Here is a 22217-nt window from a genome sequence, read left to right on the forward strand (position 1 = left end):
ACGGTGTCCAGAATGCCGGTCTGCGTGCTGGAGTAGAGCGTGTAGTTGGCGGTCGTCACGGTGATGGAGCCGATGGTGGGCGTGCCGCCGACGCGAGAGTACGACGACACGAGGCTGAAGCTCGTCGGTGTGGTGCCGGTCGTCGTGCTCAGCCAGTTGATGCCGTTGAAGGTCGCGGCATCGGCCGTGCTCTTCATCTGCTGCTGGATCTGCGTGACGTCAGCCTGGATCTTGGTGCGGTCGATACCGGCGGTCTTGGCCTGGACCAGCAGCGACTGGAGCTTGGTCAGACCAGAGTCCTTGTCGCCGATGACCGTGGTCAGGGCGGTGTACTCCGTGTCAACGGTCGCGGCCGACAGACCGAGCGAGTCGGAGACGGCGGAGAGCGCGGCGTTGTCGGCGCGCATCGACGTCGCAATCGACCAATAGGCGGCGTTGTCCGAAGCGGTGGCCACGCGCTGACCGGTGGAGATCCGGTTCTGCGTGGTGGAGAGTTGCGAACTCACAGACCGCAGGGTCTGGAGTGCGGTCATGGCAGTCGAGTTCGTAAGCAGGCTTGACATTGCGAATGTCCCTTTTTTGTACGCGATACATTTTCACGAGGGGACATACCGGGCTTTCACCGGTACGGAGGGACGGCATCATGCCTTTGGACTGATGTGGGTGGGGTCCAACCCGCCGTGCCGCATTGCTAGCACGCCGAATCTTGCCTCCGGATTAAGATCAGCTTGAATTCCTCAGCAATATCATATGGTTAATATTACTCTTCGCTAACCATAACCCGGCGATCGCGGCTCTTAGGAGAACGAGCGCACCAGTCCGGAGGCCAGCAGGTTCCAGCCGTCGATCAGCACGAAGAACAGCATCTTGAACGGCAACGCGAGGATCGTCGGAGGCATCATCATCATGCCCATCGACATGGTCAGCGTCGCCACGATCATGTCGATCACCAGGAACGGCAGGATGATGAGGAATCCGATCTCGAACGAGCGCCTGAGCTCGGAGATCATGAAGGCCGGGATGATGACGCGCAAATCGATGCGCTTGTCGTCGAACTTCTTGCGGAAGCTTTCCGCGGCGAGCGCTTCGAAGGTCTGCAGATCCTTGTCGCGGACATGGGCCAGCATGAACTCCCGGAACGGATCGGTGATCTTGAGATAGGCTTCCTCTTCCGAGATCTCGTTCTTCATCAGCGGCTGGACGCCGGTCTCCCACGCCCTGTCGAAGGTCGGCGCCATGACGTAGAAGGTCATGAACAACGCGAGACTGATCAGCACGAGGTTGGCAGGCGTGGTCTGGAGGCCGAGACCGGCGCGCAGGAACGACAACGCCACCGCAAATCGCGTGAAGCTCGTCACCATGATGAGCAGCCCCGGCGCCACCGACAGCACCGTGATCAGCGCCATCAGCTGGATGATCCGGCCGCTGGTCGAGCCGTTTCCCGGCGGCAACAGGGAATTCAGGTCCGGAATCTGGGCCAGCGCCGCTTCGGGCAGCACGACCAGAACCAGCGCGAGCAGCAGGACTCTCACTCTCACTGGATCACCAGCGTCTCGATGATCAATTCGCGGACCTTGCCCGACGAGCGGATGTTGGCCCGCTCGATCAGGTCGTCACGCAGATGCTGGAGCCCGCGCGATCCCTCGAACTGCGCGACCGTCGCCGACCGCAGATAGGTGACGATGTCCTCGCTGATGTGGGCGGCAAGAATGCCGGCGTCCTCGTCGCTCATGCTGTCGGTCACCATTGAGGCTTCGATGCGCGCCCAGTTGTTGGCCGGGGCGGCGAGATTGGTCACGATCGGAGACAATTTCCGGAGCCGCGCGCTGCCGGCGTAGCCCGACGCGATCGGCGGCGGCGTGGCGCTCTTCTTCGCGTCGGCAACGCGCTCGGCGGTCGCGATCAGATGCAGGCCGGCAACGGCGCCCGCTCCGATCGCGATCAGGGTCAGCACCACGATGGCGGCAATCAGGCGCATGGCGTCCCCCGCCATCGCGACGCGGCCCGACCGGCGCGAGCCTCAGAATGGTGCCACAGCGTCATAGATCCGATGTCCCCATCCAGGCTGCTGCACGTCCGACAGGTTTCCGCGCCCGCCATAGGACACGCGCGCCTCGGCGATCTTGTCGTAGGAGATCGTATTGGCCCGCGAGATATCGCGCGGACGCACGATGCCGCCGACGTTGAGCACGCGCATCTCCGTGTTGACGCGAAATTCCTGCGAGCCGCTGATCATCATATTGCCGTTCGGCAGCACGTCGGTGACGATGGCCGCGATCGACAGCTTGATGTCCTCGGTGCGATCGATCTGGCCGTTGCCCTTGATCTGGGTGTTGGTGCTGAGGTTGGCGTTGGCCGAGCCCTTGTCGTTCCACCCCGCCACGTCCATCAGCCAGTCGAGCCCGAACTTGACCTGCGAATCGCGGGAGCGGCCGGTCTTGTTGTCGAGCTTGGCCTTGTCCTGCATCGAGATGATCACCGTCACGACGTCGCCGGTGCGCCGGGCGCGGGGATCGCGGTAGAGATCGGTGCCGTCGTCCCAGGTCGAGCGATAGCTGACAGGCGTGCGCATGCGCGGTGTCACCGGAATCGGATCGGCCTGCGTCCTCAGGCCGCTGCCGACCGGCGACATTTGCGGACCGGTCAGCACTTCGGCCGGATCATGGAAGCATCCGGCCAGGAACACGGACGCCAGCAGGAGCGAGAGGATGAGGACCGGCTTGTTCATCTATTTGGTCTTTCCGTCATCCACGCGACGCATGCCGCCGAGCAGGTCGGCGAGGTGGGCCGCGCGCGCCGTATCCATCTCATTGAAGATCGCGCTCGAGCTCCTCGGGCTGAGCTTGGCGAGCACGGCGGCAGCGGTCTCGTCGGTCATGCCGGCGATCTGGGTGGCCGCAGCTTCGGGCTTCATGCGCGAATAGATCTCGACCACGCTCGCTTCGGCCTTCTTCAGGAAGTCGTCGCGCAGCGCCATCCACTTCTCGTATTCGGCGCGCTTGGCCTCGACTTCGGCGATCCGCTCGCGGAGCAGGCTCTCGGCCTTTTCCAGCTCCTTGAGCTGCCAGGCCAGCCTTGCGTCGACGGCGGGATCGGCGACGTTGCTGCAGAACAGGGCGATTTCGTTGTCCGGGGCCGGCGCAGCCTGCGACGGCGCAGGCTTCGGCGGCGCCGCAACGCTGCCGGGCTTGGCCGGACGGACCGCTGCGGGCGCTGGCGCGGGAGACGGCGTCTCCGAGGCCGGCACCGCCCCGGTGATCGCGGGCCCCGAATCTTCGGCCGCCCATGCCGTCGCCCGGCTCAAAGCATTGTCGCCTGATGTCGAGGAGGCCGGCGGCTGCGGCTTCTGCGGCCCAGGCGCGCGGGCGCGCGCGAAGGAGAGCAGGTTGAGCGGCTTCGACGGCTTGGCCTCCTCCAGCGCCAGCCCGGACGATGCGCTCGCGAGCACCGAGGCCGCGACCAGCAGGAGGAGTTTGGCTTTGTGATCCAGCTTCAGCATCGGGCTGCGTGCGATTCTCGGTCGAGACCTGAGCATTGAGCGACCAAGCTTGCACGACGCTTGTGCATCATTGCACGATGACGTCGGCCTGGAGCGCGCCCGCGGTCTTGATCGCCTGGAGGATCGCGATGATTCCCGATGGCTTCAGGCCGATCTGGTTCAACCCGCGCACCAGGCGCTGGAGATCGACCCCGCTCAGGATCGCCACCTGCGCCCCCGCCTCGTTGGCTTCGACCACGGTCTGCGGAACGACCACGGTCTGCCCTCGCGAGAACGGCGCCGGCTGCGACACCACGGGCATCTCCGTGACGCGAACCGTCAGATTGCCGTGGGTCACGGCAACGGTCGATATCCGCACGTCGCGGCCGATCACGACGGTGCCGGTGCGCTCGTTGATCACGACCCGCGCCGGCGTGTCCGGCTCGACCGTCAGTTCGCCGATCTCGGCCAGGAAGCGGACCGGGCCGATGTGGCGCGGCTTCGACAGCACGATGGTGCGGTAGTCGCGCTCGAAGGCGATCTGCGCGCGGTAGCGGCCGCCGGCATAGCGGTTGATGGCGTCGAGGATGCGCGTTGCGGTGACGAAGTCGGGGTTCTTCAGCTCCAGCACCAGGAACTCCATCTCGTGGAGACTCCCCTGCACCGCGCGTTCGACCAGCGCACCGTTCGGGATGCGCCCTGCCGTCGGCGTGCCCTGGCTGACGTTCTGCGCCTGGCCTCCAACGTTGTAACCGGCGACCGTGATCGCGCCCTGCGCCACCGCATAGACGGCGCCGTCCGCGGCGCGCAGCGACGTCATGACCAGGGTGCCGCCGAGCAGCGACGTCGCGTCGCCCAGCGACGACACGGTGACGTCCATGCGCTCGCCGGGCCCGATCGAGGGCGGCAGGTCCGCAGTCACCATCACCGCCGCGACGTTGCGCGTGCGCAGCGTCGTCGGGCGCGGTGGGGTGTTGGTGCTCGTGGTCTCGTTCCTGACGTTGATGCCCATGTTCTCGAGCATCGATTGCAGGGATTGTTCCGTGAACGGAGCGTTGCGAAGCGTATCGCCTGTGCCGTTCAGGCCGATGACGAGGCCGTAACCGACGATCTGGTTTTCGCGCAGACCCTTGATGTCCGCGATGTCCTTGATGCGGACGGCAGCCTGTGCGCCGGCGACCGACATGAGCAGGACAAGCGCAAGCAGGATTCTGGTCATGACCCGTCCATGACCTTGACGGTGCCGTCCGGCTGGACGACGCCCCTGATGATTACTCCGGTGTCCGTATTGCGCACCGGGATGAGCGCGCCGGCCGCACCGGACTGCATCGCCGAGCCGTAAGTGACGATGGACAGGCCGCTGTCTTCGACCACGACCTTGACCGTGGCGCCGCGGGCGACGGTCCAGGGGTCCTCCACCGCATTGGTTGGAATGGGCTGGCCGGGAAACAGCGCGCGCCGCGCCATACGGCCGATCAGGACCTGACGCCCCTCGATGAACATGGCGACGCCGAGCAGGCTCGGCGCGAAGGCGCGCTCGGTGATCATCCCCTCGCGGATCAGCTCGCCGGCGCGGATCGAGACGGCCGGTACGGGAAGCCGCTTCTCCTCGGCGGCAGCGACCCGCGCCGCGACGAGAACCAGCAGCACGGCGGCCAACCCGCGCATGACCAGGCCCACCCTGTTCAACATCGAGACACCGGAACTAGCGCATGCCCTTCGAGACCGTCTGGGCCATTTCATCCGAGGCCTGGATGACCTTGGCATTCATTTCGTAGGCGCGCTGCGCCGAGATCAACTCGGTGATTTCCTTGACCGGGTCGACGTTCGAGGCTTCGAGCCATTTCTGGTTGATCTTGCCGTAGCCGGCATCGCCCGGCAGCCCGACGACGGGCGTGCCCGACGCCGTGGTCTCGCGGTAGAGATTGCTGCCAAGCGGTTCGAGGCCCGCTTCGTTGGCGAAATTGGCGAGGTTGAGCTGGCCGATCTGCCTTGGATTCACTTCCGTGTCGAGCTTGGCAAACACCTGGCCGGTGGCGTTGACAGTGACCTCGACCGTCCCCTGCGGGATGGTGATCGCGGGGTCCAGCAGGTAGCCGTCGATCGTGACGAGCTGGGCGTTGGCATTGACGTTGAACGAGCCCGCACGGGTGTATTGCAGCTCGTTGTTGGGACCGAGCACCTGAAACCAGCCGCGGCCGTTGATCGCGAGGTCATAGGGGTTGCCGGTCTGCGTCAGCGCGCCCTGGATGTGCAGCTTGCGGATGGCAGCCGACTTGACGCCGAGGCCGAGATTGGCACCTTCCGGAATCGGCGAGGAGCCGTTGACGTTCGCGACGCCCTGCATGCGGTCCATCTGGTAGAACAGATCGGTGAACTCGGCGCGCGCCCGCTTGTACGAGGTCGAGTTGATGTTGGCGATGTTGTTCGCGATGACTTCGATATTGGTCTGCTGGGCATTCATGCCCGTGGCCGCAATGGCGAGCGATTTCACTTGACCTACTCCTTCAGATCAGATCGACATCCGAACGACTTCCTGGTAGGCCTGCACGACCTTGTCGCGAACCGCGACCGCCGTCTGCAGGGCCTGCTCGGCCGACATCAGCGCCTCGACGACGCGGCGCGTCGATTCCTTGCCCTGCATCGCCGAGATCGACGCCGCCTCGCCCGCCTTCAGCGTTCCGATCGCGTCGGTCGTCACCTGCTTCATCACCGATTCGAAGCCGACGTCGTCACTTGACTGGATCGCGGTGGTCGCCGCGGGCGAGACGGCCTGCGTCTCGGTCGCGCGGGTTGCCGCCTGGCCGGCAGATATCGCCGTGGAAGAAATTGCCTCAAGCATTGTCAGCTCCTCAAGAGGTCCATGGTCATGCCGAGCATGGACCTCACCTGCTTCACGACCTGGAGATTGGCTTCATAGGACCGGTTGACCTCCCGCATGTCGGCCATCTCGATCATCATGTTCACGTTCGGCAGCTTGACGTAGCCGGCCTTGTCGGCGGCCGGATGCCCCGGATCGTACTCCACGCGGTACGGCGTGGTGTCGACGCCGATCTCCTTGACCTTCGCGAGTTGCGCGCCCGAGGCACGGTCCATCGCGGCGTCGAAAGTGATGGTCTTGCGCTGATACGGATCGGCGCCGGTCGTGCGCCCCGTCGACGTCGCGTTCGCGAGATTTTCCGAGACGATGCGCATGCGTGTCGACTGCGCTTCGAGCCCGGAGCTCGCGACCATCAAAGAGGCGCTCAATGAGTCCAGCATGTCAGTTCACCTTCAGGCCTTTGCACTCGACAGGACCATACGGTGGAACGACCGCACGATCGCCGAGTTCATCGAATAGTCGCGATTGACGTCGCTGCCTTTGATCATTTCCTGCTCGAGGCTGACGGAGTTGCCGGAGTGAACCACTTCCCAGCTGTCCTTCTTCGCGGTCGCTCGCGTGTCGGTCTCGGTTGCGGACAATTGCATGTGCGCCGGCGAGGTCGTGGCGAGCCTCACCGGCATGCCGTCGAGCACCTTGTTGAAGGGCTCGACGTCGCGCGCCCTGAAGCCCGGCGTGTTGGCGTTGGCGACGTTGGTGGCGATGGTCGACTGGCGGAGCTCGAGGTAGCGCGCCTGCGACGATGCGAGTTCAAAGAGATAAAGCGGTCCCACGACGGCCCCATTCCGATCCATTCGGGGAAAGAATAGGGCGTTAAGCTTTCGTCAAGCTGTTGGGCCGGACGTCATCCTCGGAATTCTACTGGACCTTCTCGGTTCGCGGCGCCTGCTTCGACTGGAGGAAGTAGATGATCTCGGCCACGGGGCGGAAGAATTCCGCCGGAATCACCTGATCGACCTGGACCGCCTCGTAGAGCGCGCGCGCCAGCGCCTTGTTCTCGATGACGGGGATTCGGTTCTGCTCGGCAACCTCGCGGATCTTCAGCGCGATCACGTCCATGCCCTTGGCGACGACAAGCGGCGCGGCGCTCTCCTCGCGCTTGTAGCGCAGCGCGATCGCGAAGTGCGTCGGGTTCGCGATCACCAGGGTCGCGCGCGAGGCCGAGGCGATCATGCGCTGGCGCGATCGGTCTCGCGCCAGCGAGCGCAGGCGCGCTTTGATCAGCGGATCGCCTTCCGCCTGCTTGTGCTCGTCCTTGATCTCCTGCCGCGTCATGCGCAGCTCGCGCCGCCAGTGGAAACGCGCCCAGGCGAGATCGATCGCCACCAGGACGATGGTCGCGATGCAGATCGCCGAGACGATTCGCATCGCGATATTGAGAATCATCTCAGGCAGCGCGACCGGATCGGTGTACATCGCCTCGAACGCCCTCGCCTCGGACGAGCGCAGCACGAAGGCGACGACGGCGGTCACCGCGGCAAGCTTGAACAGCGACTTGGCGAACTCGACGAGGCCCTGCGTTCCGAACAACCGGCTCCAGCCGCTGAGCGGAGAGATCCGCGACAGGTTCGGCTTGATGCGCTCGAGCACCAGGCGCGGCGCGTTTTGCAGCAGCGAAGCGGCGAGCCCGAACACCACCAGGACGACGACCAGCGGCACCAGGAACCGCAATGCCTGGAGGCCGACCACGGTGAGCAGGTTCTGCGCGTCCGCGCCGGTGCCGAGCGGGAAACCCTCGGGATCGTCGAGGAAGCTCTTCAGCATCGGCGTCAATTGCTGCACGCCAGGGCCGATCAGGAATGCCTGGATCACCATCAGCGCCGCCATCGAGGCGAAAATGGAGGCCTCCCGAGAGACCGGAATCTTGCCCTGCTCGAGCGCATCACGGACTTTCTTCTCGGTCGGCTCTTCTGTCTTGCTCTCCTGATCGGATGTTTCTGCCATGCCCGTTCAGCGGTCAGCGGAAGACCAGCTCATCCTCCTGCTCGGGGTTGAGCTCGATTTCGCCCTTCTCCGCCAGCTCCAGCGCAAGGTCGGTGATCACGCGTCGCGCCTCCAGCACGTCGCGCTGGTTCGACGGCTCGCCGATGGCGAGCTCGTGCTCGACGACGCGGCGGACGCGCGAGGCGACCGAGGACAGGATCAGCTCGCGGAAATGCTTGTCGGTGCCCTTCAGCGCCACGACGATGCGATCGGTCGGCACCTGGTCGAAGATCATGGTGCGCGCCTTCGGCGTCAGGTTGATCACGTCGTCGAAGGTGAACAGCAGCTCCTTCAGCACTTCGGCCGACTTCGGCCGCTTCTCGGACAGGCTCTTCAGCATGTCCTCGATGTGGCCGCGCTCCATCTTGTTGATGATGTCGGCGACGCGGGCGTAGGTGTCGGCGCCGAGGTTGCGGGCGAAGTTCAGCGTCAGGTCCTCGTGAAGCGTCTTCTCGATGATGCGCATGGCGTCGTCGACGATCGGCTTGAGGCTCAGGACGCGCCGCATCAATTCGTTGCGCAAGCTCGAGGGCAGCTGGCTCATGACCTTGGCGGCGCAGGCCGGCTTGACCTTGGACAGGATCAGAGCCGCGGTCTGCGGATGCTCCTTGGACAGGTAGCTCGCCAGCGAGTTTTCGGACACCGACGAGACGCGGTCCCACACCGATCGGCTGGAATTGCCGAGCAGATCCGACATGATCTGCGAGACCTGATCGGCCGGAAGCACGTCGCCGAGCACGGCTTCCAGGCCGCCGAGAGTGCCGAGAATGTTCGCGCCCATCGAGAACTGCTGGGCGAACTCCTCGACGATCCCCTCGAGCTCCTGCGCGGTGATCGGCCGCAGCTCCGCCGCCGCCTTGGTGACGATGCGGATCTCCTGCGGCTCGAACTGCTGCAGCACGCTCGCTGCCGCCTGCCGGCCCATCGCCAGCAGGAGCGCGGCGACCTTTTCCGTGCCGCCCAGCGTGGTAACGCCTCGCTGCTTGACGGGAGCGATGCCGACCGGTGCCGCCATGGTCAGGTATCACCCTGCCCCAACGGCCCGACGATCTCCGTGAGCGAGACGCCGAAGCGGGAATTGTCCTCTTCGACGACGACCACCTCGCCGCGGGCGACGATGCGGCCGTTGACGACGACGTCGACGGGCTCTCCGACCCGATGATCGAGCGGAACCACCGCGCCGCGTCCGAGCTTCATCAGGTTTGCCACCGGAATGGTCGCCGAACCGAGCACCACCTGCATGGTGACGGGAATGCGCAGGATGGCGTCGACATTGGCGAACTTGCCGGTCTCCTCGGCCGTGCGCTGGGCGATTTCGGCCAGCCGCTCCAGCGGAGACGTCTCGGCCTCTGCCGATGCAGGTGCAGACTCATAGTCGAAGGATTGCGCCATCTGGTATCGCCTCTTGGTATTTCCGCTGCCGGAGCGCCGCAGCGTTCCGATCGTAGTCGTCCGGCCGGCTTCGGCCTCAGTGCTTGTTCAGATCGACGCCGCCCGCGGTCGCCGCGGGTGCGAGCCCGCTTCTGGCATCGAGCGCCGCGATCGCCTCGTGGGCCTGATCGATCTTCGTGCTCAGCACGTTGGCGATCCGTCCGAGATTTGCGGTGGAATCGTGCGCCGCGGTGATGACGGTGTCGAAGGCGCCCGCCGTCTCGTGCACGATGGTCGAGAATTCGCCCTGATAGCTGCGCAGCCGCGCCAGCTCGCGGTGCATCCTGGTCACCCGCATGCTGGTGAAGGCGAGCGCAATCAGCAGCACGGCATCAACGAGATAGGATATCATCGACGAACTCCCGCTTCTGATCGACGGGATCTGCCACCTGCATGGCGTAATAGCCATCCAGCTGGCCGATCTGACACCAGAACAGCACCTGATTGTTGCTTTCGAGACGGGCCAGCGTGCGCGGCGTCGCCTCGAGCTCGAGCACCTGCCCGACCTGGAACTTCACGACGTCGCCGAGCGTCACCATCTTCTCGTCGAGCACCGCGCTGAGCGTCACCTCGGTCCGGTGGACCTCGCTCTCCATCTGCTCGCGCCACCGTGGATCGGCCGCGCGACCGTCGCTGACGACGACATGCGCGAGCTTCTGGCGGAGCGGATTGAGCGCGGAGTGCGGAATGATGAGGAACATCTGGCCGCCGCGGTAGAGCGCCTGCAGCATGATGTTCGCGCAGATCGACATGTTGCCGCTTCGCCCGATCGCCAGCGAAGCCATCGCCGTCTCGACCCGCTCCACGCGAAAGGTGACGTTCGAAGTGCCGGCGAAGGCGGATTGCAGCGCCTTGGCGAACCGTTCGAACAGCGCCTGCACCAGGCGGAGCTCGATATTCGAGAACGAGCGCTCGACGTCGAGCGGCGGCTCGGCGCCGTCGGAGCCGAACATCGCCTCGACCATCGTGAACACGAAGTCACGGTCGAGCATGATGATGATGCGGGAGTCCCATTGCTCGGCATAGAGCACTGCCGCGACCGCGTTGGCCTCGTAGTCCTTGATGATGTCGCCGACACGGTCGTTGGTGATGCCGTTGACCGAGAAATAGCAGGGCGTTCCGGCCATCGGCTGCAGGCTGTCGGTGCACGATGCCGCCATGCGATCGAAGATCACATTGAGCATCGGCATACGATCGATCGATATGCCGGCGGCGTCCAGCAGGTAGTTCGGCAGCTGCCTGCGCTGGTCGACTTCGGCGTCTTCCATCATCATGCGCGCGCCGCCTTGGGTTCGGCCTCGGCCACGACCGCCTTCGGACCCGCGATGGTCTCGTTCTCGACGACGTCGATCGACGGCCGCTCGGTGCTGGCGATCATCTTGCGGCCGTGCTCGACGGCGATCTGCGGCATGGCGCCGTTCATGAACGCCAGCAGCGTCTGCTTGACGATGATGTAGGGCCGGCAGCGCTTCTCGCGCGTCATCTTGATCTTCAGGGCGAAGGGCGAAATGATGCCGTAGGACAGGAAAATGCCGGCGAAGGTGCCGACGAGCGCGGCACCGATGAAGCCGCCCAGCAGCTTCGGCGACTGGTCGAGCGCCCCCATGGCCTTGATGACGCCGAGCACCGCGGCAACGATACCGAGCGCCGGCAGCGCCTCGGACACCACCACCAGCGCATTGTAGGGCGTCAGCTTGCTCTTCACGATGGTGTGGATCTCCTCGTCCATCAGCGCTTCGATCTCGTGCGTGCGCGCATTGCCCATGATGATGAGGCGGACATAGTCGCAGATGAACTGGAGCAGCGAGGGATCGCCGAGCACGCTCGGAAACGCCTTGAAGATCTCGGAGGACGCGGGATCGTCGATATGCGCCTCGACCTCGTTGCGGCCCTTGCCCCTGAGTTCACGCATCAGGGCGTGGAGCGCGCCGAGCAGATCGAGATAGTAGCGCTGGCCGGGTATCGCGCCGGTGATGGCCTGCATGCAGGCAACGCCGGTGTCCACGACCGTCTTCCAGGGATTGGCCACGATGAAGGTGCCGACGGCAGTGCCCATGATGATCACGAATTCCCACGGCTGCATGAGCACGGCCAGATGCCCGCCCATGGCGGCAAAGCCGCCGAGCAGCGCCGCTACCGTAATGAAAATCCCCACGAAACTGCCCAACGCGCCGCTCCATCGCCGATCCCACCGGGAATATCTAGTCGGCGACGCTTGCGCGAAGCTGGCTTCGCGGTCGCCAGCCCCGCACAAGCAATTGGCGGCAGCTTGAAGCGGTGTCGCAAGAGCGGCCAGAGGGGCGCGTGTCATGCTATCCACCATCGCGGACTACACCAGGCTGACCAAGGATATGGGCAAGTCGCTGACGCAGGTCGCGAAGCAGCCGGATGTCAGCCGCGAGACCGACTATTTCCTCAGCCGTATCGGCAACGTGAAGTCCATCGACGATTTCCTGAAGGACTATCGTCTCTATTCCTACGCGATGAAGGCCTATGGCCTCAGCGACATGACCTATGCCAAGGCGTTCATGCGCAAGGTGCTGACCGAGGGGGTTGCGAGCAAGGACGCCTTCGCCAACAAGCTGACCGACACCCGCTACCGGCAATTCGCAACCGCCTTCAATTTCGCCGCCCTCGGCGACAAGGCGACCCAGACCGCCGCGGCCACGACCGGCACCGCGACCCAATACGTCACGCAGACGATGGAGGAGAAGGCTGGCGATCAGAACGAAGGCCTGAGACTGGCGCTCTATTTCACCCGCAAGGCTTCCACGATCACGACCGCCTACCAGATCCTCGCGGACAAGGCGCTGACGCAGGTGGTTCAGACCGCGCTCGGCCTGCCGTCGACGATCAGCTCGGCCGACATCGACGCCCAGGCCAAGATGATCGCGAGCAAGATCGAGCTCACCGACTTCCAGGATCCGGCCAAGGTGACCAAGTTCGTGCAGCGCTTTGCGGCGATGTGGGATGCGACCCAGGCCCAGAACGACACATCGACCAACCCCGCGCTGGTCCTGATCGCCGGCGCGTCGACGTCGATCAGCATGGACACCAACATGCTCACGACACTTCAGAACATCAAGTTCAACAGGTAAGTCATGCAATCGGCTCTCTATGTGGGACTGTCGGCGCAGGTCGCGCTCGAAAAGCGCCTCCAGACGATCGCCAACAACGTCGCCAACGTCAACACGGCGGCGTTCCGCACCGACGTGGTGAAGTTCGAGACCGTGCTGTCCAAGGCGGGTCCGACCCCGGTGGCATTCTCCTCGCCCGGCGACAACATCATCTCCCGCGAGATGGGCAGCATCACCGAGAGCGGCAACCCGCTCGACGTCGCCGTGGTCGGACAGGGCTGGATCGCCTTTGCCGGGCCGAACGGCACGGTCTACACGCGCGACGGCCGCCTCCAGATCGCCGCCAACGGCGATCTTCAGACCGTGAGCGGCTTCCCCGTGGTCGATTCCGGCGGCGCGCAGATCACGCTCGACCCGAACGGCGGACCGATCTCGATCGCGCGTAGCGGCGCGATCACCCAGGACAACAACGAGATCGGCACCATCGGCCTGTTCAACATCCCCGCCGATGCCAATCTCGAACGTTACGGCAATTCCGGCGTGACGCCCGACCGGCCAGCGACCGCCATCGCCGATTTCTCCCGGGACGGCTTCAAGCAGGGCTATGTCGAGGGCTCCGGCGCCAATCCGATGCTCGAATTGACGCGGCTGATCTCGGCCTCGCGCGCCTTCGACGGCACCAATTCGATGATCGAGGGCACCGAGAGCTCGCTCCAGAACGCCATCCGGACGCTCGGCGAACCCGGCAAGTAGACTGCGCCTCGTGCGCACCAGGATTGAGGTGGACGGTTTCCTTGAACGCTCTTCGGCAACTCGAGTGGGCGCTGCTGGAGCTTCAGCAGAGCACTCCCCTGGCAAGCGTCAGCGGCGCGATCTCCGAGATCGCGCCGACGCATTTCCGCGTCTCCGGCCTGTCGCGCTTCGTCAGGCTTGGCGAGCTCATCGGCGTCAATTCGACCGGCAAGCGCCAGATCGGCGAAGTGGTGCGGATCGACAGCGACGGCATCGTCGCCAAGCCGTTCGACCGGCAATTTGCCGGCGGGCTCGGCTCGGTTGCCTACCGGATGCCGCCTCTGTCCTTCGCGCCCGATCCGAGCTGGAAAGGCCGCGTCATCAACGCCCTCGGCGCGCCGCTGGACGGACAGGGGCCCCTCACCCAGGGATCCCAGGCGGTCTCGGCCGAGGCGGAGGCGCCGTCGGCCATGAAGCGTGCACGCGTGCACAAGCCGCTGCGCACCGGCGTGCGCGTCATCGACCTGTTCGCGCCGATCTGTGCCGGCCAGCGCGTCGGCATCTTTGCCGGATCCGGCGTCGGCAAATCGACGCTGCTCGCGATGCTCGCCCGCAGCCAGGGTTTCGACACCGTCGTGCTGGCTCTGGTCGGCGAGCGCGGCCGCGAGGTGCGCGAGTTCATCGAGGACGTGCTGGGCACCGACCGTCACCGCGCCGTCACCATCGTGTCGACGGGGGATGAAAGCCCGATGATGCGGCGGCTGGCGCCGAAGACGGCGATGGCGATCGCCGAATATTTCCGCGATCGGGGCGAATCCGTCCTGCTCATGGTGGATTCGATCACCCGCTTCGCCCACGCCGCCCGCGAAGTCGCGCTCGCCGCAGGCGAGCCCGCGGTCGCGCGCGGCTACGCGCCGACGGTCTTCACCGATCTGCCGCGCCTCCTCGAGCGCGCCGGCCCCGGCGAGGAGGGTTCCGGCACGATTACCGGGATCTTCTCCGTGCTGGTCGACGGCGACGATCACAACGAGCCGATCGCGGACACCATACGCAGCACACTCGATGGGCACATCGTGCTCTCCAGGCACATCGCCGACCAGGCGCGCTATCCGGCCGTCGACGTTCTGGCCTCGGTCTCACGCCTCGCCCATAACGTCTGGGACCCCGAGGAGCGCGAATTGGTGAGCAAGCTGCGCGCCATGATCGCGAAATACGAGGACACACGCGACCTTCGCCTGATGGGCGGATATCAGTCGGGACGTGATTCGGGTCTCGACCAAGCGGTCGAGATGGTTCCGAGAATCTACGGCGCGATGCGGCAAGGCGCTTCGGCCTCGCCGAGCGCCGATCCATTCCGCGAGCTCCGGGACATGCTCAAGGGCGATTAGCAGGTGGAGAGGGCAAGACGTCGCGAGAGGCGCCTGCCGCCCGTCCTGCTCGTGGTTTTCGACAGCAGATTGCGCATGTCGCCACGCTTCCAGCGCATGCGCGCGCACATCCGTCACCGATCTGCGTCGTGAGCGCATCCTCCGTTGGGGTGAGCGCAACGCGCCGCCGCGGTGCAGACCATCGAGCGGACGATTTCGCGAGCGCGGCGACGACAACCGGAACGTGCAATTCCTGTGAGTTCCCCTGCCGATTCTCCGACGGAACGTAGAAGTTGTGGATGACGTGCCGGCACACATGATCGTCGTGCACAAGCTTCGATCAATCTGCATCGACGACAGACAACGACGTGCCGCGCAATCGAACCTTCGTGGAGTTGAGCGCATGCTGCTCGTCGGGCCGACGTATTGCGTTCACCATCATGTGTTCCAAAGAGCGAGATTGTCTTGAACGTTATATTCGCTTGCAACGACATCCAGTCTTCGCGAGGGTCTCTACTTGATTTTGTTGAGAAGCTCATTCATCGTTTCCGCGGAATACAAGAAACGTCTGCTTGTGACTTGAACGTTGGGGGCTTCGGTTGAACTACTCCGATCCACCGTCTGCCGGTGACGGCAACCCGGGCTCCCGCGCGACGACGACGCCGTTGGCATGCCATCGGCGACGCAGCCTCTCGCTCCGGACGATGCCACGCCCATGGGCCAAGGTCCGGCGCGTTGCGGTCCGCGCCTTTGAACGAGAGTTCGACACGACACGGTGGTCGAACACTCAGGGCGCAAAGCGGCTTCGGGACGCCGCAGACGAAGTTCCGGGGACGAGGTAGATTCATGCCATTGGCGCGAGAAGCCGTCGAGCTGCTGGTTCAGGCGGCGAGGGCTTGGTATTTCGAAGGCGATCAGCATGGATTGCGCGATCGGGAGTGGATGGCGCTGCGCTTTCTCGGCCGCGCCAACAGGTTTTCGCGCACGCCCTCCGCGCTGGCCGGCTTCATCGGCGCCACCCGAGCGACTGCATCGCAGATCGTGAAGACTCTGGAGAGCAAGTCCTTTCTGGTGCGGAAGCCGTCGCATGAGGACAAGCGTTCCGTCGTCCTGCACGTGACCGCCCAGGGCGAGAAATGCCTGAGCCAGCACGACCCGATCAACCACGTGGTGAATGCGGTCACCGCGCTCGGAACCGACGAGTGCATCAGGCTGCGCGACTCCCTCCGCGAGATCCTCAATCACCTCGACGCGGCCCATCAACGGCTCGATGCCAGCATCTGCCGGGACTGCATGTTTCTCGCAGAGCGCGGCCCTGGCACCGGCAAGGGACGTGGAACCGCCGAGTTCATGTGCCGGCTCTATCGTGCTCCGGTCTCGCTCGAGGAGACCGAACTGCTCTGCACCAGCTTCGAGCGCACGCGCGACCGCCCCAAGATCGAGCAACCCGACCGCGCGCGCGTCGCGAGCCAGGGCTGAGGCGTAAGCGCGGTTCGCCGTTCGCCACAAGGTCCGACGGCGTCGTGCACCTTGCCATCGGCATACTGGCAAGACGAACCTGACAGCGCCGCTGATCCGCACACTGCTCCGGGCTCACGGAGAACAATCCGCCCTGCCCTTCACCTCTCGTGCGCGACGCTGCCGCGTCCATCGCAAGCCCGGCTCGCGAAAATGACGACCGCATGACACCCTCGAGGATGAGCCGGGATGGACGATGCGTACGACAAATCCGAATTTCGGTAAGGTCGAATATTTTCATGGATTGGACAGAGGGGCGACACAGGCCGGACGCAGCACTCGATGGAGGGAGAAGCAGATCCAGTAAGGCGCCAAACGCCGGGCGAGCGGTCCCGGGTCAAAGTTCGCTCCAGTCCTTGTATGCATTATCCCAGTTGCCATCCCCACGCGGTTCGCTTTACATGCCGCCAACTCGCCCGCGGATGACGGCCGGGGCTCAAAAATCGAAATAGATTGTCAAAGGGACGGAGCATGGCGCGCAACATATTGATTCTCGGGGCTTCTTACGGCTCGCTGCTGGGCACGAAGCTGCTGATGGCGGGGCATAACGTGACCCTGGTCTGCCGCGCCAAGACGGCGGAGCTGATCAATCGCGACGGTACCGAGGTGCGCATCAAGCTGCGTGACGAGGCGGTGCACCGCGCGATCCTCTCGCGCGACCTGCCCGGCAAGCTCGATGCGGTGACGCCGGCCAACGTCGACCTCACCCGCTACGACCTGGTCGGCCTTGCGATGCAGGAGCCGCAATACACCAACCACACGGTGCGCGTTCTCATGGTCAAGATCGCCGCGGCGAAGCTGCCGTGCCTGTCGATCATGAACATGCCGCCGCTGCCCTATCTGAAGCGGATTCCGGCACTCGCAGGCATGGATCTCGAAGAGGCCTACACCAATGCGCAGGTGTGGGAGCGGTTCGAGCCGGGGCTGGTGACGCTGTGCTCGCCCGACCCACAGGCATTCCGTCCGCCGGAGGAAGCCGCGAACGTGCTTCATGTCGGGCTACCCACCAACTTCAAGGCATCGGTCTTTGCCGAAGAGAAGCACAACAGGCTGCTGCGCGAGCTCGAGGCCGACATCGACGCGGTGACGCTCGACGGCCACGACGTGCCGGTGAAGCTGAAGGTGTTCGACTCGCTGTTCGTGCCGCTGGCGAAATGGTCGATGCTGCTCACCGGCAATTACCGCTGCATCACGCCCAATGAACCGCAGTCGATCCGCGACGCCGTGCATGGCGATCTCAAGCGTTCGCAGACGATCTACGACCATGTCGACGCGATCGCGCGGCGGCTCGGCGCCGATCCGCAGGACCAGGTGCCGTTCGCGAAATACGCCAGGGCTGCAGAGAGCCTGCTCAAACCGTCCTCGGCCGCGCGCGCGGTCGCGAGCGGTGCGCCCTTCATCGAGCGCGTCGACCTCCTGGTGAAACTGATCTCGCATCAGCTCGGCGTGCCGAACGCCGAGATCGACCGCACCGTCGACACCGTGGACCAGAAGCTGAACGAGAAGATCGTGCAGGGCGGATCGGGCGCGCAGTAGCGCCCCGTTTCCAACGACGTCGGCGCTCAGGCCATCAGGAATGATTGAAGCCAGATCAGGCCGGTCACGATGACCGGCGTGACCGCACCGGCGCGCGTCACCAGGTCGGGACGCCCGAGGCGGCGGGCGCCGCGGCCGAGCTTTGCGCCCAAAATGATCCAAGCAGCGCCCGCAGTGAAAATCTGAAGCGCGATCAAATAGCGGGTCTCGGGCGCGCCGATCTTGATCTGCGTCATTCCGTGCCGAGCGATCGCCTTCACCGCACCGCCGCTACGACAGGTTCGGCGGCACTGTTCCCGGTGTGGCGCAAATTCAACGATCATCGTCGCGCTGCATTGGAGACGCGATCGGCTCTCCGTCACATCGCGCCCACGCGCGAACCGCTGATGTCACGACTGCGTGAGACGACCGCATGCCGCTCGTCTTGTCCGGGCGCTACACGGGCAAAGCAGGCCGATTCGACGCGAAACGAGCTCCCACACGTGCAAGGTCCTTCATTCACGCAAACGTTGCATGCGCGCAGAACGAGTCCGGCTTCTTGCCAGCCGCAAAGAGATGAGCAAAATATCTTTGTCGATCAGGTTTCTAAAACCTGTTTGCCGGTTCATTGTTCCGGCACGATGACAATGCACGGCTGAGAGAACCAGACAAGAACAACAAGAATGGACCAGGCGATGCTGAGCGTCGTCCGCGCAGTGGAGGCAGGCGCGACGACGATGAAGGGCGTGATCGACGCCACCGGCCTATCCCGTCTCAAGATCGAACGCGCGTTGAACGCGCTGGAGAAGCAGAAGCTGCTGGTTCGCGACGGACAGGGCTTTCGCGCGACCGGCCTGCCGAAGTCGCCCCGGCCCGCCCGGCAATGCGGATCGTGCAACGCCTGCTGCGACATCCTCGAAGTCGCCGCCGTCGACAAGCCGGTGAACCAGCTCTGCAGGCATTGGCAGACGGGCACGGGGTGCGCGATCTATGACCGCCGCCCGCAGATGTGCCGCTCATTCGTGTGCGCCTGGTTGCAAGGCCATCTCGATGACGACTGGTTTCCCGAGAAGGCCGGCCTCATCGTGCATTTCAGCCAGGACGCCGTCAACGTCACGGTCGACGACCATTGCCCGGATCGCTGGCGCGAGGCGCCGTATTTCGGCAAGCTCGCCGAATGGTCGTTGAACGGCATCAGGCGGATCGGAAACCGCGGCTATGCCACCCTCGTCGTCTCCGGCACCGAGCGCTTCCTGTTGCTTGGACGCACTGTCGTTCCCGATCCGACGCCGTTCGGCACTGCCTTCCTGCCGCTCACGGCCGACACTTTCCGATTTTGGAAGGCGACGTCACCCGAGCATTTGCAGCGGCTGCACGAGCGAATCGCCGAGATCGAGCGGATCAGGCAGGAATTCGGCTCCTGCGCGATCCCCGAGACCGATGATGATGATCCGCGAGCCCCCTATCGATCCGCGCTTCTACGGTTGTCGGGGCACGCCTGAACCCCATCGTGGGCAACGCGGCATGATTCGCCCTGCGCCGCTCGACGCGCCGCGACGGGATTGATAAGCCCCTGTCCGCAGATGATGGGGACTTGAGTCGGGGACATGACGGTTGCGATCGAGATGGGGCAGACCACGGCCGGCGCCGCGGCCGCCATGGACCTCGAGGAACTGCTGGCCACCCGCCTCCTGGTGCAGGGCAATTCGGGCTCCGGCAAATCGCACCTGTTGCGGCGGCTGCTGGAGCAGAGCGCGCCCTGGGTGCAGCAGGCCATCATCGACCCCGAAGGAGACTTCGTGACGCTGGCCGAGCGCTTCGGTCACCTGGTGATCGAGGCTGAGGATCACACCGAGCGCGGCCTTCAGGTCGCCGGCGAGCGCGTCCGGCTGCATCGCGTCTCGACCGTGCTGAATCTCGAGGGGCTCGACGCCGAGAACCAGATGCGACGCGCCGCGGCGTTTCTCGGCGGTCTGTTCGACGTCGACCGCGATCATTGGTACCCGATGCTGGTGGTGGTGGACGAGGCGCAGCTGTTCGCGCCGGCCGTTGCCGGCGAAGTCTCGGACGAAGCGCGCAAGCTCTCGCTCGGCGCCATGACCAATCTGATGTGCCGCGGCCGCAAGCGCGGGCTCGCCGGCATCATCGCGACCCAGCGCCTGGCCAAGCTCGCCAAGAATGTCGCGGCGGAAGCCTCCAACTTCCTGATGGGCCGGACATTCCTCGACATCGACATGGCGCGCGCCGCCGATCTGCTCGGCATGGAGCGGCGGCAGGCCGAAGCCTTCCGCGACCTCGAGCGCGGACAGTTCATGGCGCTGGGACCTGCGCTGTCGCGCCGTCCGCTGCGCTTGAATATCGGCCCGACCGCTACGTCCCCGCGCAATTCGACGCCGCGGCTGATGCCGCTGCCGGAGGCGACGCTGGAGGATGTGCGCGCCGTGATCCTGGCGGCACCACCGCCCGATGCCAGCCGGCCGCAGCGCCGGCCCGCGCCCGACCTGCTGGAGCAGCTTCGCGCGGCGAAGGCGGCCGCCACGCCGGAGATCCGGCCCGAGGTGGTCGAGGTGCCGGTCGGCGCAGAGGAGCTCGCGGAGCGGCGCGAACGCGTCGACCGCACGTTGCGCGCCGTGCTGGCCGAGCCCGATGCCGGCTTCCGCGCCATCGGCGTGCTGTATCAGGAGTTCGTGGTCCGCTGCCGCATCGAGGGGCTCGGCGCGGCGGTGCCAGACCTCAACGAATTCCGCCGCATGCTCACGCATGCGCGCGCCGGGCTCGGCACCGATCTCACTGAAGACGACGCCTGGCAGGACGTGTCGCTGCGCGCCTCGATCCTGCCCGACGACATGCAGGGCGTGTTCATGATGATCGCACGCGCGGCGAAGGAAGGCTGGCCATGTCCCGGCGATGCTGCGATCGCCCGGGCCTACGGCTCGCACTCGCTGCGCCGCGCGCAGCGGCTGCTCGGCTATATGGAGGAGCAGGGCCTGATCGTCTGCCAGCTCGACGGCGGCGGACGCCGGATCGTGACCCTGGTGGAGCTCGCCTGGGCAACGGCCCCCGGCGATCCCAATGCCGATGATTTTCCGGTGGAACAGGTCCAGAGCGCGGCTTCGGCCTGAATCTCTACGCGGCTTCGGAGCCGCCGAGATAGGCGTCGCGCACCCGCGGATCGTCCTTCAGCGCGCGCGCCGGGCCTGACAGCACGATTCTGCCGGTCTGCAGCACATAGGCTTCATGCGCGATCTCCAGCGCGAGGCTGGCGTTCTGCTCGACCATGAAGACCGAGACGCCCTCCTGGTTGATGGTGCGGATCAGCTCCAGCACGCGATCGACATAGAGTGGCGACAGGCCCATGGTCGGCTCGTCCATCACGATCATGCGCGGCCGGCTCATCAGCGCTCGCGCCATCGCTACCATCTGCTGCTCGCCGCCGGAGAGCGAGCCGGCGCGCTGCGACAGCCGCTGGCCAAGCTTCGGGAACAGCGTCAGCATCCTGTCGAGATCCCGCGCCACCGCATCACGGTCGTTGCGCACGAAGGCGCCCATCAGGATGTTCTCGCGGACGCTCATGTCCGCGAACAGCCGCCGCGCCTCCGGCACCGAGGCGATGCCGCGGCGGACGATCTGCGGCGTGGAGAGGCCGATCAGTGAGGCGCCGTCGAACGTCACCTCGCCCGAGCGCGGTTTGACCAGACCCAGAATGATCTTCATCGTCGTCGATTTGCCGCTGGCATTGCCACCGAGCAGACAGACGATGTGGCCGCGCGCGACCGATATCGAGAGGTCGAAATGCACCTGGGCCTGGCCGTAGAAGGTGTTGACATTAGACAGAGTCAGCAGCGGCCGGGGAGAAGCATTGGTCATGCCGCGCTCTCCTGCTCCGCCGTTGCCGACAGGCCGTGGCCGAGATAGGCCTCGATCACCTTGGGATCACCACGCACCTCTTCGCCGGGTCCTTCCGCGATCTTCTTGCCTTCATCCATGACGATGACGCGGTCGGACAGGCGCATCACCATTTCCAGCTTGTGCTCGATCAGGAGAATGGTCAGCCCTTCCGCCTTCAATTCCGCGACGAGCGCCTGCATCCCCGCGGTCTCGGTCGGGTTCATGCCGGCGGTCGGCTCGTCGAGCAGCAGGAGGCGCGGCTTCAAGGCGAGCGCCCGCGCGATCTCGACGCGGCGACGGTTGGCATAGGAGAGACTATAGGCGGGCTGGTCGATCCGCGGCAGCAG

Annotated in this window: 27 protein-coding genes; 7 read left to right on the forward strand and 20 right to left on the reverse strand. The window is 65.1% G+C overall.

The features are described from left to right. The 17 genes from IC50_RS34190 to motA form a co-directional block, all read right to left on the reverse strand. A partial coding sequence (locus tag IC50_RS34190; protein WP_035715681.1) for a flagellin N-terminal helical domain-containing protein occupies positions 1-563 on the reverse strand: 563 nt, incomplete at its 3' end. A 234-nt stretch (positions 564-797) separates the two neighbouring features. Then, entirely contained in the window at positions 798-1538 is a 741-nt protein-coding gene (gene fliP / locus IC50_RS34195) for a flagellar type III secretion system pore protein FliP (RefSeq protein ID WP_035715624.1), read from the reverse strand. Next, positions 1535-1978 carry a flagellar basal body-associated FliL family protein gene (locus IC50_RS34200; protein WP_035715683.1) on the reverse strand — a complete coding sequence of 148 codons (444 nt, stop codon included), beginning with the start codon at positions 1976-1978 and terminating at the stop codon, positions 1535-1537. The genes fliP and IC50_RS34200 overlap by 4 nt, the downstream gene beginning before the upstream one ends. 42 nt (positions 1979-2020) lie before the next feature. Next, a complete protein-coding gene (gene flgH, locus IC50_RS34205) occupies positions 2021-2728 on the reverse strand; it encodes a flagellar basal body L-ring protein FlgH (protein WP_035715626.1) in 708 nt (235 codons plus the stop codon). Then, entirely contained in the window at positions 2729-3499 is a 771-nt protein-coding gene (locus tag IC50_RS34210) for a MotE family protein (RefSeq protein WP_035715628.1), read from the reverse strand. Positions 3500-3566: 67 nt separating this feature from the next. Next, the gene (gene flgI / locus IC50_RS34215; RefSeq protein WP_035715632.1) at positions 3567-4697 is read right to left on the reverse strand and encodes a flagellar basal body P-ring protein FlgI; all 1131 of its coding nucleotides are present in this window, start codon (positions 4695-4697) and stop codon (positions 3567-3569) included. Next, positions 4694-5170, reverse strand: coding sequence for a flagellar basal body P-ring formation chaperone FlgA (flgA, locus tag IC50_RS34220; protein WP_081492584.1), 477 nt, complete (start codon positions 5168-5170; stop codon positions 4694-4696). Before flgA ends, flgI begins: the two co-directional genes overlap by 4 nt. A gap of 13 nt (positions 5171-5183) precedes the next feature. Then, entirely contained in the window at positions 5184-5972 is a 789-nt protein-coding gene (gene flgG / locus IC50_RS34225; protein ID WP_035715633.1) for a flagellar basal-body rod protein FlgG, read from the reverse strand. A gap of 18 nt (positions 5973-5990) precedes the next feature. Beyond that, the gene (locus IC50_RS34230) at positions 5991-6320 is read right to left on the reverse strand and encodes a flagellar hook-basal body complex protein FliE (RefSeq protein WP_035715635.1); all 330 of its coding nucleotides are present in this window, start codon (positions 6318-6320) and stop codon (positions 5991-5993) included. A 2-nt stretch (positions 6321-6322) separates the two neighbouring features. Further along, positions 6323-6739, reverse strand: a complete 417-nt coding sequence (flgC, locus tag IC50_RS34235; RefSeq protein ID WP_035715637.1) for a flagellar basal body rod protein FlgC — start codon at positions 6737-6739, stop codon at positions 6323-6325. Between the two features lie 12 nt (positions 6740-6751). Then, the gene (gene flgB, locus IC50_RS34240) at positions 6752-7153 is read right to left on the reverse strand and encodes a flagellar basal body rod protein FlgB (protein WP_035715639.1); all 402 of its coding nucleotides are present in this window, start codon (positions 7151-7153) and stop codon (positions 6752-6754) included. A 64-nt stretch (positions 7154-7217) separates the two neighbouring features. Beyond that, positions 7218-8303 (reverse strand): flagellar biosynthesis protein FlhB, encoded by a 1086-nt coding sequence (gene flhB, locus IC50_RS34245; protein ID WP_035715641.1) that lies wholly within the window; start codon positions 8301-8303, stop codon positions 7218-7220. A 13-nt stretch (positions 8304-8316) separates the two neighbouring features. Then, a complete protein-coding gene (locus IC50_RS34250) occupies positions 8317-9357 on the reverse strand; it encodes a flagellar motor switch protein FliG (protein WP_035715644.1) in 1041 nt (346 codons plus the stop codon). Positions 9358-9359: 2 nt separating this feature from the next. Then, positions 9360-9734 (reverse strand): flagellar motor switch protein FliN, encoded by a 375-nt coding sequence (fliN, locus tag IC50_RS34255; protein WP_027572802.1) that lies wholly within the window; start codon positions 9732-9734, stop codon positions 9360-9362. 76 nt (positions 9735-9810) lie between these two features. Continuing rightward, positions 9811-10125, reverse strand: a complete 315-nt coding sequence (locus tag IC50_RS34260) for a hypothetical protein (RefSeq protein ID WP_035715647.1) — start codon at positions 10123-10125, stop codon at positions 9811-9813. Further along, entirely contained in the window at positions 10106-11047 is a 942-nt protein-coding gene (locus IC50_RS34265) for a flagellar motor switch protein FliM (protein WP_035715649.1), read from the reverse strand. Before IC50_RS34265 ends, IC50_RS34260 begins: the two co-directional genes overlap by 20 nt. Continuing rightward, complete coding sequence (gene motA, locus IC50_RS34270) at positions 11044-11940, reverse strand: flagellar motor stator protein MotA (RefSeq protein WP_035715652.1); 897 nt, start codon at positions 11938-11940, stop codon at positions 11044-11046. Before motA ends, IC50_RS34265 begins: the two co-directional genes overlap by 4 nt. Positions 11941-12082: 142 nt before the next feature. Here motA and IC50_RS34275 point away from each other — a divergent pair, with 142 nt between their 5' ends. The 5 genes from IC50_RS34275 (at position 12083) to IC50_RS42175 (ending at position 18003) form a co-directional block, all read left to right on the forward strand. Then, positions 12083-12871 (forward strand): DUF1217 domain-containing protein, encoded by a 789-nt coding sequence (locus IC50_RS34275; RefSeq protein ID WP_035715655.1) that lies wholly within the window; start codon positions 12083-12085, stop codon positions 12869-12871. 3 nt (positions 12872-12874) lie between these two features. Further along, positions 12875-13603 (forward strand): flagellar basal-body rod protein FlgF, encoded by a 729-nt coding sequence (flgF, locus tag IC50_RS34280; protein ID WP_035715658.1) that lies wholly within the window; start codon positions 12875-12877, stop codon positions 13601-13603. A gap of 41 nt (positions 13604-13644) precedes the next feature. Next, positions 13645-14970 carry a flagellar protein export ATPase FliI gene (gene fliI / locus IC50_RS34285; protein ID WP_035715661.1) on the forward strand — a complete coding sequence of 442 codons (1326 nt, stop codon included), beginning with the start codon at positions 13645-13647 and terminating at the stop codon, positions 14968-14970. A gap of 825 nt (positions 14971-15795) precedes the next feature. Further along, complete coding sequence (locus tag IC50_RS34290) at positions 15796-16428, forward strand: MarR family winged helix-turn-helix transcriptional regulator (RefSeq protein ID WP_035715663.1); 633 nt, start codon at positions 15796-15798, stop codon at positions 16426-16428. A 510-nt stretch (positions 16429-16938) separates the two neighbouring features. Next, positions 16939-18003 carry a ketopantoate reductase family protein gene (locus IC50_RS42175; RefSeq protein ID WP_035715666.1) on the forward strand — a complete coding sequence of 355 codons (1065 nt, stop codon included), beginning with the start codon at positions 16939-16941 and terminating at the stop codon, positions 18001-18003. Between the two features lie 26 nt (positions 18004-18029). On the opposite strand, the gene IC50_RS34300 is transcribed toward IC50_RS42175, so the two are convergent. Beyond that, the gene (locus IC50_RS34300; protein ID WP_035715668.1) at positions 18030-18239 is read right to left on the reverse strand and encodes a hypothetical protein; all 210 of its coding nucleotides are present in this window, start codon (positions 18237-18239) and stop codon (positions 18030-18032) included. A 426-nt stretch (positions 18240-18665) separates the two neighbouring features. On the opposite strand from IC50_RS34300, the gene IC50_RS34305 reads away from it, so the two are divergent. Both IC50_RS34305 and IC50_RS34310 read left to right on the forward strand, forming a co-directional pair. After that, a complete protein-coding gene (locus IC50_RS34305; protein WP_035715671.1) occupies positions 18666-19484 on the forward strand; it encodes a YkgJ family cysteine cluster protein in 819 nt (272 codons plus the stop codon). Positions 19485-19589: 105 nt separating this feature from the next. Continuing rightward, positions 19590-21104 carry an ATP-binding protein gene (locus IC50_RS34310; RefSeq protein ID WP_035715674.1) on the forward strand — a complete coding sequence of 505 codons (1515 nt, stop codon included), beginning with the start codon at positions 19590-19592 and terminating at the stop codon, positions 21102-21104. A 4-nt stretch (positions 21105-21108) separates the two neighbouring features. Here the strand turns inward: IC50_RS34310 and IC50_RS34315 are convergent, their stop codons facing one another. Together IC50_RS34315 and IC50_RS34320 are read right to left on the reverse strand one after the other, a co-directional pair. Next, positions 21109-21849, reverse strand: a complete 741-nt coding sequence (locus IC50_RS34315) for an ABC transporter ATP-binding protein (protein WP_035715676.1) — start codon at positions 21847-21849, stop codon at positions 21109-21111. Continuing rightward, positions 21846-22217, reverse strand: a 372-nt coding sequence (locus IC50_RS34320; protein WP_035715679.1) for an ATP-binding cassette domain-containing protein, incomplete at its 5' end; no start/stop codon positions are given. The genes IC50_RS34315 and IC50_RS34320, both read right to left, overlap by 4 nt.

The organism is Bradyrhizobium genomosp. I (2014) (genome assembly GCF_000261685.1).
Classification (GTDB): domain Bacteria; phylum Pseudomonadota; class Alphaproteobacteria; order Rhizobiales; family Xanthobacteraceae; genus Bradyrhizobium.